Source organism: Sphingobium sufflavum, from assembly GCF_021403115.1.
GTDB lineage: Bacteria > Pseudomonadota > Alphaproteobacteria > Sphingomonadales > Sphingomonadaceae > Sphingobium > Sphingobium sufflavum.
The window spans coordinates 117,807-130,423 of sequence record NZ_JAJSSH010000012.1; the positions used below are offsets into that span (position 1 = coordinate 117,807).

The following is a 12,617-nucleotide window of genomic DNA, read 5'->3' on the forward strand; positions in this document are numbered from 1 at the left end:
AGGCGCAGGAGGTGGCCGCCCGGCACAGCAACGTCGAAACGCGGCTTCCCGGCGACCTGGCGGTCGTGTTTTCCGTTTCGGCAGCGGTTGAGGTCATTGCCTGGTGGCTGAAGCAGCCAGATCCTGTCTCCGTCAAGGAAATGGCGGAAATCATGCACGGCCTCATCGTTGAACCCTGCATGGGGAAATGGCGTAAATAGCATTGATCGCGGCATTCTTGTACTCAACAGCCGGATATGCTCGCGATCCACTCCACCCCGTTTAGGGCGAAGACGGTCCGCGCTTGGAGATGCAAAATTGCCATCAGATCGTGGTCTGCATTAATCCGATAAGGCGCCTGCACGGTCCAGAGTTTCTCGCACCGGTGTAAGCGCTGGAAAATGACCCTGCCTGTCTGCTGCCGCCCAAGAAGGAAGGCGCGGACCATTGCCTTTGTATCGCGGGTTATGGACGACGCGGGGTTTTCGGAACGGATCGGGCTCTGGTGTACACCAAATCCGACGGAATGCCGCTGCGAGAGGCACGATCAGATGTGCTAGGTTCAGAGCCGAAATTACAGCGTGGCCAGACAGCTGTTTCGTACCGGAGCTGAGCTGATCGATCAGGCCGTTTTGAAATGAACGACTGCGCAAATCATCGACGAAGTAAGCTATATGCGGCGTAACCAACCCTCTTTGAGGATCGAGGGCGGGCTGGCAGCTATGGTGCCTACCCATGGCGTCGGACCAAAATTTGGGCAGCATGGCGGACAGGTGACCGCAACCAATATTGGGCTGGCGTTAAAATTTGCGGCAGCAATTGCGGCGCTCGCACGACGAGTAAATTTTGCTTCCGGCGAGCTGCAACGCCGTCGTGTTCGCGGGTAGATTGCAAATTGCTCTTGCTCTGCAAGGCGATGTCCCGCCATTCACCATCATCTTTAGTTGGAGTGATCGGTATGCGTATTCTGGCAACGACGGCGGCTATGTTGCTCACGGCAACGGGGCATGCGCAGGTTGCCCCGGCGGGAGCAGGGCCTGAAAGCGCCCGGCCTGCTGCTCCTGTCGGTTGGAGTGTCACGGTCGGCGTTGCGCCAGTGCTGAGCCCGGCGTGGCAGGGAAGCCGTGATATGACCCTGTCCCTCTTCCCTGACCTGCGCGTCAACTATGGGGATATTCTCTTCGCCTCCGTGCCCGATGGCATCGGGTGGAATGCGATCAACGAGGGCGGGTGGCGCGCTGGCCCTCTGGCCAAAATCCGATTTGGACGGGACGAGAATGACGGTGGCTCGCCGTTCCTGATCGCTGGCGGGAGCGATGCCCTGGTGGGCATGGGCAACGTGACGGCAGCCGGTGAAGTGGGCGGCTTTGTCGAAAAGACTTTTGGGCCCCGGCGGGAGTGGCGTGTGCGTGGTGAAGTCAGGCAGGGCTTTGGCGGGCACCAGGGCCTGGTAGCGGATGCATCGGTCAGCTATCGTATGCGGGTCGGGCGCAGCAGTGTCAGCTTTGGCCCACGGGCGACTGCGGCCAGCGCCGATTTCATGCAAACCTATTTTGGAGTCGATGCCGGACAGTCCCTGCGTACGGGGCTTGTCCCGTACAGGGTCGGCGGAGGCCTATTGTCCTATGGCATAGGCGGGGCGGTGGTTCGGCCTTTGGACCGCCGCAATGTGCTGACCCTCTTCACCAGCTTCGAGCGTCTGGGCGGAGCGCCCGCGCAATCGTCGCTAATCCGCGACCGCGGGCAACGCAATCAGTTTACGCTAGGCCTCGGCTATGGATTTCGTTTCGGTCTTTAGCGTCGCCCTGGGGCAGCGAACCAGTGGCTAGTGCGGCCACCTCGCAGCCCGATCGCGGTCGCGCCTATGACGAGTAGCGCCGCCAATCCAGCGCCCAGCGCAACGGGTGTCGCCTGTTGGCCGCCTGCGGCGTAGATGGCGGCCAGAGCCCATAGAAAGACAAGCGCAAATGGCGGGTTGCCAAAGGACGAAATCAACGCACCGGCGGCGATCAACCCGCCTATGACCAGCAGGGCCGCTGCGATCATCGGCGTCGCACTGCCACCCTCGACGCCATGGAAACGGAGCGCCGCTGCGACATTGACGATGGATGCGACGCTGAGCCAACTTGCGAGCGCGCTCAGCGGCAACACGGCGCACCACCGCTCGCCAGCGGTGAATGGCGATCGCCATAGCGCAAACGTCCGAAAGATCCTCAGCAGGCAAGCGAGCGTGAAGAAGATTATCACTACCGATAACGCGGTGAGCCCAGCGCTCTGGGTGTAGAGAGCCCATAGCGCGTTACCCAAAAAGGCAAGCGCTGCGAGCCATCTCAGTTCCCTCGCCAGCATGCTGTCACGCTGCGACGGAAGCGCCTGATGCACGGCGAAAACGAGCGAGCCGGTATAAAGAGCGCCCCAGATGGAGAAGGCCCATCCCGCCGGGGTGATCAATGTGCGGACGGCATCCGACTGATCACCGATTGGCTGACCGATGCCCAGAGCGGGCAAGGTTGGTGTGAGGATCTGCAACACTGCGCATAGGAGCGGCGCCGCACGGGATAGGGATGAGACGCGGTCTGCGAGAGCTGAAACGGTGGCCATGGCGTTTGAACCCTCACGAGCTTGGTCGGTTGCATCAAGCCGCAGCGGTGACGCTCAATCACGAACGGCTTGGTGCAGGTCAATCCCTCCCCTGATCAAACCAAGTCGGCGCGGCAATCGAAACGCAAATTTGGCACGTTTCCGGTACAAAAGCTCTAACGCTGTTGCTCAATGGTCGACAGCTGCCGGACAAGCAGATCGTCTGCAGCTGGGGATTGAAAATCGGTGCATGAACGTCTCCAAAGGGTCGGTTAGGCCCGCGCCAGTGCGCGGAAGCTCTGAGGCGAATGCCCGGTCAACTCTCGAAAGGCTCGCGCGAAGGCGCTCTGGTTCTCAAAACCGACATCGGCGGCGATGCGGGCGATGCTGTACCCCGTCTCGGTGAGTGGCTCTACCGCTGCGAGCAGGCGCGCCCGCCTGCGATACTCGTCCCAGCCCATACCGATCAGCGCCTGACAGCGCCGGCGGAGCGACCGTTCGGACAGGCCCGCCTGGCGCATCGCTTCCTCCATCACGGCGCCCGCAGGGTCGCGATGCACATAGGCGAGTGCGCGGGAGAGGGCGGGGTCCGTCGTCGTCGGCAGCGTCAACGGCGCCTGATGGTCGATCCACTCCCCGCACAGGCAGGCGAAGGCGGTGAAGAAGGCAGAGCCTGTAGCATCCGGTTGCCGATACAATGGCCAGCGTGCCGCTTCCGCGATCATCTCACGCATCAGCGGCGAGACATGGAGGATGCGCACACCCGTTCCTGCACAGGCCACGCTGCTGGGCGCGAGCAGAACGGAGATCGATCGGATGCGGTGCAGGCTGTTGCGGTGCCGCGTCCCGGCCGGGACCCAGCCCGCAAGGCTGCGCGGCAACAGGTGGCGGCCATGCTCGTCCTCCAGCTCCATTGCGCCTTCGAACGCATATTGAAGCTGGTGCATGTCATGATGATGCCAAGGCGAGTCGATGTCATATTCGTCCTGCACGACGGCGCCAGCCGATGCGCGGAGCGCCGGATCGACCAGCGTAGACAGTCCGACGTCCTGATTGGGATCGATGATCTGTTCCGCCGCCATGTTGGCTTCTCATCCCTATGTCCGTTTGGACGGCAAGATTGGCCGATCGCCGTGAGACAGTCAAAGGCTCGCATGACATTTGTATCGCATTAGTGGAGAGAAGGAGACGAAGCATGACGATCCGCGTGCACCATGCCGATCAGCTTGGCTGGCGGAAGATGGACGATATTCCGATGGGCTGGATGCGGGATCATATCGACCCGACCGAGCTTCAGGGTCATTTGGCCTTTCATGAGGCGGGTAGCGATACCGCCATGCAACTTATGGAGATGCGCCTCGATCCCCAAACGTTGATCGCTCCGCATGCCCATGATGAGGACGAGATATTCTTCGTCGCGGAAGGGTCGCTGCACTGGGAGGACAAGGCGTTGGCGGCCGGTGGATCGCTCTATATCCCGGCAGGCACCACCTATTCCTTCCGCACTGGGGAGGCACCGGCACGCCTGCTGAACTTCCGGGCGCGGGCGGACCATAGTTTCCGTCCCGTAATGCCGAACGACGCGCAAGCATGATCGGCCAGGATACCGGTCAAAACGCCGGCCAGAATGCGCGCGTCCTCGACCAGTTTACCCGGCAGGCGGAGCCCTATGCTGAACTCGTCAGCGCCCGGCAGTCGCCTCCAAAGTCAGACCCGCTGGTCGATCTGATAGCGCCGCACTCTGGCCTGCGTGTCCTCGATGTCGGCTGCGGCACGGGCCAGTTCGCGGTGACGATCGCGCCACTGGTGGCCGAAGTCGTCGGGCTGGACCTCACTCCCGCCATGCTGGAACAGGCCCAGGAACATGCTGATAGGGTGGGGGTAGACAATATCCGCTGGATGACGGCGGACTCGATCGCCCTGCCGCTGGCGGATGGTATGTTTGACGTCGTGGTCAGTCGATCCATGTTCCACCACGCGGCAGATCCGGCTGCCACATTGGCCGAGATGCGGCGCGTCTGCGCGACGGACGGACGCATTTTCGTGTCGGACCTGTCGCCCGTCCCCAGCAGGGGCCCCGCCTTCGATGCAATCGAACTGCTGCGCGATCCCTCGCACAAACACGCTCTGCCGATGGAGGAGTTACGCATGCTGGGACAGGAGGAAGGCCTGCCGGAGATCGCCCTGCGCACCGGCGCGACCAGCTTGCCGCTCGAAACTGTGCTCGCCACATCCTTCCCGTCTGATGGCATGTTGGATCATGTCCGGGCGCTACTGGCGCGTGATGCGTCGATGGGTGCTGATATATTCGGCCTGAAGGTGGAGATGCGCGAGCGCGCGTTATGGGTGACTTACCCGACGACTATCGTCGGGTGGAGAGCGATATGATTGCCGGCAAAACCGCTTTCGGTAGGCGTAAGATGCAGTTCAGGAATGGATAGCGGACGGTCGGCACCTGGGCAGCGCGAATTGGCCGCTGAGTGGCCGCAAAGGGTCGTCAGATGTATCTGCAAATTTGGCTCGCCGGGCTAGAACTCTATCTCCCTCAGATCCTCATTGTGCGGGCGGGTGAAAAGGCGGCCCCGCTCTGCCCACAGGACGATCGCCAGAGCGAGCGTGCCGAATCCAAATAGCCCCAGCGCGAACGGCATGACCGTTCCGTCGAAAGCGCGGCCGACAATGCTCCCCAGGAAACTGGCGATGGCCGTGGTCAGGCACGCCTGAAAGGAGGATGCCATGCCCGCGCCCTTGGAAAAAGGCTCCATCGAGATCGAGCTGAAATTGGACGAGGTGAAGGCGACACACAGCATCGTCAATGCTTGGAGTATCATGAAGCTGACCAGACTCTCATGGCCGGAGAAGATAATGCCCAGATGGATCAACGAGAGGGCGATCATCAGGATCACTGCGCCCTGGCTCAATCGGCGCGCCCCGACGAGCGAGACAAGGCGGCTGTTGGCAAGACCGCCCAGCCCCATGGTTCCGGCCATCGCAGCGAACGCGAGAGGAAAGATATGGCCCGCATCGAAGACATCGAACAGGATTTGCTGGATCGACACGATGAATCCAATCATCCCGCTCATCACCACACCGCTCGCCAGCATATAGCCGATGGTCTGGCGTGTGGTCAGGATGGTGACGACGGATGCGACGATGGATCGGGCGCTGATCGGCATCCGGTTCTCCACCGAGAGGGTTTCGGGCAAGCGGATCATCATCCACAACAGCACCATCAGGGCGAGGATGGACAGGGCCCAGAAAATCCAGCGCCACGGAGCTACCCACAGGATCGCCTGCCCAAAGCTCGGCGCAAGCACCGGGATAATCATGAAGATGGAGAAGATTAACGACATCACGCGCGCCATCGCATCGCCATGGAAACGGTCGCGGATGATGCTGACGGTGATGACCCGGCTCGCACCCGCAAAGAATCCCGCCAGCCCCCGCCCGACCAGCAGCATGGAGAAGCTGGGTGCGATGGCGCAGGCAATCGACGCCGCTATGAATAGCGCGGTGGCGCCACCGAGAACCGGTTTGCGTCCGAACCGGTCGGACAGAACGCCGAACAATAGCGAGCCGATACCCGTCCCCAGGAAATATATGCTGATTATCAACTGCCTGTCATTGGGATGCGGCACCCTCAGATCCTGGGCAATGGCGGGCAAAGCCGGAAGCATCGGATCGATCGAGAGCGCGTTCATTGCCATCAGCGCTGCACACAGCAGGACGAATTCGCGGAAGCGGATGTCGGGACGGGTAGGAGCCATCGCGGCAGGATATTGGTGGGCCATGTCGGCCTCTATGGAAACAAAGGCAAATCGGCACCAGCGCAGATTGGAACGCCGCGTAATTGTCATGGCCTCGATATGCCACGCGTTTGGTTCTGCTGTACGGAAAGCCGGAAACGGCTCGAAGCGTAGGCGAAAGAACTGGACCGGACAATCAAGCAATTCGGAGCACTGCGAAACGGCCTTGAGCATGCTGTCGTATGTCCCGCTTCCAGCCACATGGAGTGCCCTTCATTTCGCCGGTTGCTAAAGATCGCTGCGGCCCGTGCCGGCAGGTCCCGTCCCGGCAGCCACCGTTCCAGGCCATCCTTCAAAATCTAGGCTGCGAGATCATATCGGAAGCATATGAGTCGACCGATTTGCCGCATCAATCGGTAGGGGGAGTCTCGCCGGAGCGAAGATTGGCGCTTCCGGCCCGATGCGCCGGCTGCGGGTTGAGGTGGATATCGCGCTGGGGGTAAGGCAGTCCGATTCCATGCGTCTGGAACAGCTCCCACAGACGGTTGAGTATATCTGACTGCACATTGCCGACGCCTAGTTCGGGGTCCAGTATCCACACCATGATGTCATGCTCCAACCCGCGGTCCCCGAAGGCCAGGAGCCAGACGCTCGGTTCGGGCTTAGGCAGGACCCGGTGTGACGCCTTGGCCGCTTGGATCATCAGCTTCTGCGCGAGTTTCAGGTCGCTGCCGTAGGAAATGACGACGGGTATGTGGATGCGCACATCGCGACTGGAAAAGGACCAGTTTTCCACCGGCTGGGTCATCAACTGCTCGTTCGGGATCAGATGCTCCTTGCCGTCGCGCGTGATGACTGAGACTGCGCGAACGCCGATCTTGTTGATCGCCCCGAACGTATCGCCGACAGCGACGACGTCGCCCGGCTTGACCGACTTGTCCATCAGCAGGATCAGCCCGGCGATCAGATTGCCGAACGTCTTCTGAAGCCCGAAACCGACCGCAAGGCCCAGTGCGCCAGAGAAGACGGTGAGCGTCGTCAGATCGATTCCCAATATATCGACGCCGAACAGGATCGCCACGATCACAACCGCCAGGCTGCCCAACTTCTGGATCAACGCCCGCTGCGAGAGGTCCAAGGCGGAGAGGCGGCCGACGGCATGCGTCATGAGCCGGTTGGCGATGCGCGTCGCGGCGAACAGGAGGGCAGCGACGAGCAGGAAATTGACGACGCTCAGCAGCGATATCCGCCGCACGCCGACATGGAGTGCCGTGGCGTCGAGGCTTGCGGCCAATGCGCCGACACCGCCCAGCGCCGCGGCCATCGTCAGGACGAACGCCATGGCTGCAAGGAACACGCACATCCATAGCGGCAGGCCCCCAATTCGCAGCACATAGCCGGTCATCATCGCCAGCGCACCGCTGAACCCCGCCGCGACGATCGTCAGGGCCGGCTCCGCGAACGGGAACAGTGCGAGCGGAAATGCGAGGATGAACGCGCCCGTACCGAAACGCAGCAGTTCCGGCAGGCGCTTACCAAGGAGTGCCCCTCGCGCCCCGATTCCGGAATGAACCCATTTGCGACAGGCCGGTGCACCCCAGCGTGCGGTTGCCTCGCCAGCGAGGACGGCCAAGGCGACAAGCAATGCCGCGATCACCAGTTGCGCTATCTGCGAAGTCCATCCCATGTCGGAGAGCCAAATCTTGATCGCGTCAGTCATCGATGCACCATATCAGACGCGCGGCATGCCTGTCCGTCAGTCGTCGATAACGCTTAGTGCCAGCTTTCGACGCACATTTTCGGCGTACCTCGTCCATTGAAGATGGTCTCGCCACCGAAACCGGTCTCGCGCGTTTAGCGATCATGATGGGGCCGGTAGCGAGGGTGGGGATCAAGGTCGCTGTTCCTGCTGGGCGGCTTTCACGCCACCGCATGTCCGAGGCCCGATGACATTTCCCCAATGGCTTTCCATCGCTACGCTCGCCGGCATGATGGCGCTCTTTCTTTGGGGGCGCTTTCGCTATGACGTGACGGCGGTCATCGCCCTGCTTGCCGCACTCGCTATCGGGATCGTCAAGCCGGCCGATGCCTTCAAGGGTTTTGCCGACGATATCGTCATCATCGTTGGATCGGCCCTGGTCATCTCCGCCGCTGTGCAGCGGTCGGGCGCTATCGAGATCGCGCTGGGCTTCGTCTCCCGCCGCGTGAAAAGCGTCCGATCGCAATTGCTTGTCCTGATCGCATCCGTCGGCGTCTCCTCCGCCCTCGTCAAGAATGTCGGCGCGCTGGCGATGCTGATGCCCGCAGCTTTCCAGATGGCGAAGAAGAACGATACCAATCCGTCTGTCTTCCTGATGCCCATGTCCTTTGCCTCCTTGCTGGGCGGGCTTATGACCCTTGTCGGCACGTCGCCGAACATCATCGTCAGCCGGGTTCGCGAGGAGATGACCGGCAAGCCTTTCGCGATGTTCGACTATTTCCCGACCGGCTTCGGGCTGCTGGTGGTCGGCCTCGTATTCCTGCGCTTCGGCTATCGCCTGCTCCCGCGTGACCGCCGCGCCGCGCCAACCATGGGTGAGGCGCTCAATATCTCTGGCTATGTCACTGAAGCGTCGGTCTCCGAAAGCTCTCCGGCCATTGGCGAGACGATCGCCGAATTTACCGAGCGGCACGACAATCAGGTCACGGTCATGAGCCTGCTGCGCGGCGATGTGCACGGCACGGTCCATCCGACAGTTCATTTACGCGAGGAGGATGTCCTCATTCTCTCTGGCGAGCCTGATGCGCTGGAGCGGGTCATCGCCGGGGACCGCCTTGCCCTCACGGGCGAGGGCAAGGCGATGGGGCAAGGCCATGAGGATGACGAGATCGGCGTGATCGAGGCGGTGGTGACGACAAATTCCGCGCTGATCGGGCGCACCGCCGGACGCCTCTCCCTGCGTGAGCGGTTTGGCGTGAACCTGATCGCCGTATCGCGCGCGGGCGAGCATTTAACCCGCAAGATCGGCCAGATCGTGCTTCAGGCAGGCGATGTCGTCGTTATTCAGGGACCGGTCGCGCTGCTGCCCGACCGGCTGAGCCAACTCGGAGCCTTGCCTCTGGCGGCGCGGGAAATGCGGCTTGGCAAATCGAAGCGGGGATGGCTCCCGATATTGATCCTCGCCGTTGCAATGATCGCCACTGCAACCGGGATCGTCCCCGTAGCGGTGGCGTTCTTCGCCGCCGCGGGATTAGTCGTCATCACCGGGGCGCTGCCGGTAGGCGAAGCCTATGAGGCAGTCGAGTGGCCTATCCTGATCATGCTCGCCGCATTGATCCCGGTCAGCGAAAGCCTGCAGACCACCGGTGCATCGGATGTAATCGCGACCAGCCTCGCCCATGCGGCGGCGATGCTGCCGCCTTGGGGCGCAGTCGCGCTGATATTGGTGGCCGCGATGGCCGTGACACCTTTCCTCAACAATGCTGCGACCGTTCTGGTCATGGCCCCGATCGCCGCCGTGTTCGCCCATGATCTGGGATATCGTCCGGAGGCTTTCCTGATCGCGACGGCCATGGGCGCTGGCTGCGACTTCCTGACGCCTATTGGTCACCAGTGTAATACGCTGGTTTTTGGCCCGGGGGGATACAGGTTCAGCGATTATGCACGGCTCGGAGCGCCGCTCTCGCTGCTGGTGGTGCTTGTGGGCACGCCACTTATTCTCTGGACCTGGCCAATCCATTGAGTGCGCGAAGTTGCCGCAACGCAGCGGGGCAGATGCAGACCGTCCGCTCAGGGGCAATCAAAATTACGGGGCGAATGGCGACAAAGGGTCGGTATCGGCGGAAATGCGCCACATCTCGCCATTCGCATGCCCGATTGCCTGCCCGTAAGCGGATGTTGTAGAACGATCCATTACCGGAACACCGCGAAGAATGCGGCGACGGCCAACAAGCCGATGACGGCATAAAGGCTGCTGCCTGCTTTGCGCTTTTTGGGTCTCGTTCCTACAACGATTTATAGATCATCTTGGGGCGCCATAGGGTTTTGCTCTTGGCAAGAATTCATTATGAGTTCGATATGATTGATGATGATCCGCTAATCGTACTTGATCGCTTGAACGAGTTGGTTCCTACCCAGCTTACCAGAGTGTATCTTAGATACCGCCAGGAATTCCGAAACATCATCAACCGTGGAAAGAAGGTTTCACGCGGGAGTGCGGGAATTTTCGTCAATGAGAATAGGCTGTCCTATGCATCATTGCTATTCACAAAGATCATCGTGAATGCCCTCACGATTGAAAAACTCTTACCTGATTGCAGACCAAAAGAGCACTGGGATTTCAGCTCGGTGGCGTCCCTTACTCGTAATCTCGCAGAGGCCTATCTATGGTATTATTGGCTTTGTCAGGATGAGGTTGATCCTGATGTCAGGCAGGGGCGGTTCATTCTACTCTACTGTCACGATCACGGATCACGTGCGCGCATTTTTCCTGCCGAAGCGGCTGAGTACGATCAAGCGGAGGTAATGGCCGACCTCACCGCACGGTTCGATGGCAACGCCTATCTGCGCACCTTTGACCCAAGGCAACGACGTGAGGCGCTAAAAGGGCACAAAACACCATTCATTCAAGACGAAGTGCTGGAAAGGATGGGAGCCGACAAAGAGGCTTTCAGGCTCGGTTATCGCTTCTTCTCTCAGCATACTCACACTGGCCCAATGTCGTTTTTTCGGATGATCGAACATGACCGAGGCGCAGGCGTCGAAACCGTCCTTGAGAAAGCATATACAATAATAGCCACGATACATGCGGCGGCGATATTGGATAGCGCAATCGAGGGGCATCTCAGTCTTTTTCAAGACGCGGAAACACGCACGCCACCTCTCACAGATGCTGACGTAATTAGGAATGTGGAGCGCAACCAAGGTCGCGCTAGGGTGCGAGGGACATAATGATTTGTAGGGCTTTCGGCTGGGGAGGATGGTCAGCAATCGCTGTTTGGCTGAACCAATGGCAAACGATGATAACAGGCGGGCTGGCATTGCTGGCCGCGTTCATTGCCGTTAGGCCTGTTTACCGTCAGCTTGCTCTGATGCGCGCCCAAAACAGTGTCATGGTGCGCGGTACGGTGGTTGAGATGATCAGGCAATTGGATGCTGACAGCGCCCGAGTGCCGGAAATAATCAGGAAGCCTCTCGCAGAGGTCCATTCTTCCCTCCAATATTTTGAAGCGCATGGTCGCCAGCCGTCACATTTTGCTTGGATTGACGATCAAACGCAGACGTTTGGTCGTGTCTCGACAGCATTTTTGGCCTTTTCGCTTGCCAGCTATGATGTTGAAACCATCGAAGGTAAAAAGCACGTTATGTCAGAGGCCCTTGGTGCTCTGTATAATGCTTTTTGGACCATTCATCTGCCGGAGTACGCAGACCGATCACCAGAGGATTTCAACTGGTCCGACGAGCAGTCTGCTGCCGCGTTAAAGGATGCCAATAAAGCCGAAGCTACCTTGCCATATGTTGCGGGAAAAGTATCTGCCGCTTTTCGTGATCTTGACGCTGCATATGATTATCAGCGGGCTGTTTTGCTCAGAAGATTGAGGAAGATTGACGACTCTCTGTTAACCCAAGATGTCGCGTGATATCACCTTCTGGAGAAGCCTCTGATCTTCGTTCTCTGTCCATATCCATCTTCGATATCTGTACGGCATCAAGGGTCGGCTATCTACCCCGTTATATGATGCCAGGCTTGACAGCGGACGGGTAGCTATCCGCGTGTGCCTGCCGGTGACCAGACATTCTGAAATCGGCCATTGTCGTGGGCGTCCAACGAGGGAAAGCGGACGGGCCGCACCTGGGAACGGATAATGAGCTGCTGAACGGCCACTAAGGGTCGCTCTAGTGAGCTTAATCAACATCTTTGTTGAGTATCGCGACGTCTATAAGTCGAGGTATCATCGGCAGCAGTTCACGTGCCAGAAAACCCACCGTCGCCATTTCATGCGACAGGGCTGCACCCGCTCGACCGTGAATGCAGGCCCCCCATCCAGCAGCGGTCAACGGGGCTGCACCCCGTGCCGCCAGCCCGCCTATAATTCCCGCAAGCACATCCCCGGATCCGCCGGTGGCGAGGCCGACAGAGCCACCCCGATGGATCGCAATTTCGCCTGACGGGGCGGCAAGAATGCTCTCCTTGCCTTTTAGCAATATGATGGCGTTGAACCGTTGTGCGATGTCGCGGGCCACGCTCTCCGGATCGGCCTTCACCGCTTCGACCTCCAGCCCGGAAAGATGCGCCATTTCGCCATGATGGGGCGTCAGTATGACATGCCCGT

Annotated in this window: 11 protein-coding genes; 6 read left to right on the top strand and 5 right to left on the bottom strand. The window is 60.1% G+C overall.

The features are described from left to right. Nucleotides 1-964: 964 nt before the first annotated feature. Nucleotides 965-1,777 (top strand): MipA/OmpV family protein, encoded by an 813-nt coding sequence (locus LWE61_RS16740; RefSeq protein ID WP_267961854.1) that lies wholly within the window; start codon nucleotides 965-967, stop codon nucleotides 1,775-1,777. On the opposite strand, the gene LWE61_RS16745 is transcribed toward LWE61_RS16740, so the two are convergent. Together LWE61_RS16745 and LWE61_RS16750 are read right to left on the bottom strand one after the other, a co-directional pair. After that, the gene (locus LWE61_RS16745) at nucleotides 1,774-2,511 is read right to left on the bottom strand and encodes a hypothetical protein (RefSeq protein ID WP_234151787.1); all 738 of its coding nucleotides are present in this window, start codon (nucleotides 2,509-2,511) and stop codon (nucleotides 1,774-1,776) included. The two genes, LWE61_RS16740 and LWE61_RS16745, sit on opposite strands and share 4 nt — an antisense overlap. Nucleotides 2,512-2,831: 320 nt before the next feature. After that, nucleotides 2,832-3,641, bottom strand: a complete 810-nt coding sequence (locus tag LWE61_RS16750; protein WP_234151788.1) for an AraC family transcriptional regulator — start codon at nucleotides 3,639-3,641, stop codon at nucleotides 2,832-2,834. Nucleotides 3,642-3,754: 113 nt separating this feature from the next. Between LWE61_RS16750 and LWE61_RS16755 the strand changes: the two genes are divergently transcribed. Continuing rightward, a complete protein-coding gene (locus LWE61_RS16755) occupies nucleotides 3,755-4,153 on the top strand; it encodes a cupin domain-containing protein (RefSeq protein ID WP_234151789.1) in 399 nt (132 codons plus the stop codon). Continuing rightward, entirely contained in the window at nucleotides 4,150-4,947 is a 798-nt protein-coding gene (locus LWE61_RS16760) for a class I SAM-dependent methyltransferase (protein ID WP_234151790.1), read from the top strand. Before LWE61_RS16755 ends, LWE61_RS16760 begins: the two co-directional genes overlap by 4 nt. A 140-nt stretch (nucleotides 4,948-5,087) precedes the next feature. Here LWE61_RS16760 and LWE61_RS16765 read toward each other — a convergent pair whose 3' ends face one another. Both LWE61_RS16765 and LWE61_RS16770 read right to left on the bottom strand, forming a co-directional pair. After that, entirely contained in the window at nucleotides 5,088-6,350 is a 1,263-nt protein-coding gene (locus tag LWE61_RS16765) for a multidrug effflux MFS transporter (RefSeq protein WP_407696255.1), read from the bottom strand. Nucleotides 6,351-6,714: 364 nt separating this feature from the next. Further along, complete coding sequence (locus LWE61_RS16770; RefSeq protein ID WP_234151791.1) at nucleotides 6,715-8,025, bottom strand: mechanosensitive ion channel family protein; 1,311 nt, start codon at nucleotides 8,023-8,025, stop codon at nucleotides 6,715-6,717. Between the two features lie 226 nt (nucleotides 8,026-8,251). On the opposite strand from LWE61_RS16770, the gene LWE61_RS16775 reads away from it, so the two are divergent. The 3 genes from LWE61_RS16775 (at nucleotide 8,252) to LWE61_RS16785 (ending at nucleotide 11,924) form a co-directional block, all read left to right on the top strand. Beyond that, nucleotides 8,252-10,027: an SLC13 family permease gene (locus LWE61_RS16775; protein WP_234151792.1), complete on the top strand. Its 1,776-nt coding sequence runs from the start codon at nucleotides 8,252-8,254 to the stop codon at nucleotides 10,025-10,027. Nucleotides 10,028-10,362: 335 nt separating this feature from the next. Then, nucleotides 10,363-11,235, top strand: coding sequence for a DUF5677 domain-containing protein (locus tag LWE61_RS16780; protein ID WP_234151793.1), 873 nt, complete (start codon nucleotides 10,363-10,365; stop codon nucleotides 11,233-11,235). Further along, complete coding sequence (locus LWE61_RS16785; RefSeq protein WP_234151794.1) at nucleotides 11,235-11,924, top strand: hypothetical protein; 690 nt, start codon at nucleotides 11,235-11,237, stop codon at nucleotides 11,922-11,924. The genes LWE61_RS16780 and LWE61_RS16785 overlap by 1 nt, the downstream gene beginning before the upstream one ends. 265 nt (nucleotides 11,925-12,189) lie before the next feature. Here the strand turns inward: LWE61_RS16785 and LWE61_RS16790 are convergent, their stop codons facing one another. Beyond that, nucleotides 12,190-12,606 (bottom strand): ADP-dependent NAD(P)H-hydrate dehydratase, encoded by a 417-nt coding sequence (locus tag LWE61_RS16790; RefSeq protein WP_326490660.1) that lies wholly within the window; start codon nucleotides 12,604-12,606, stop codon nucleotides 12,190-12,192. Between the last annotated feature and the right edge of the window lie 11 nt (nucleotides 12,607-12,617).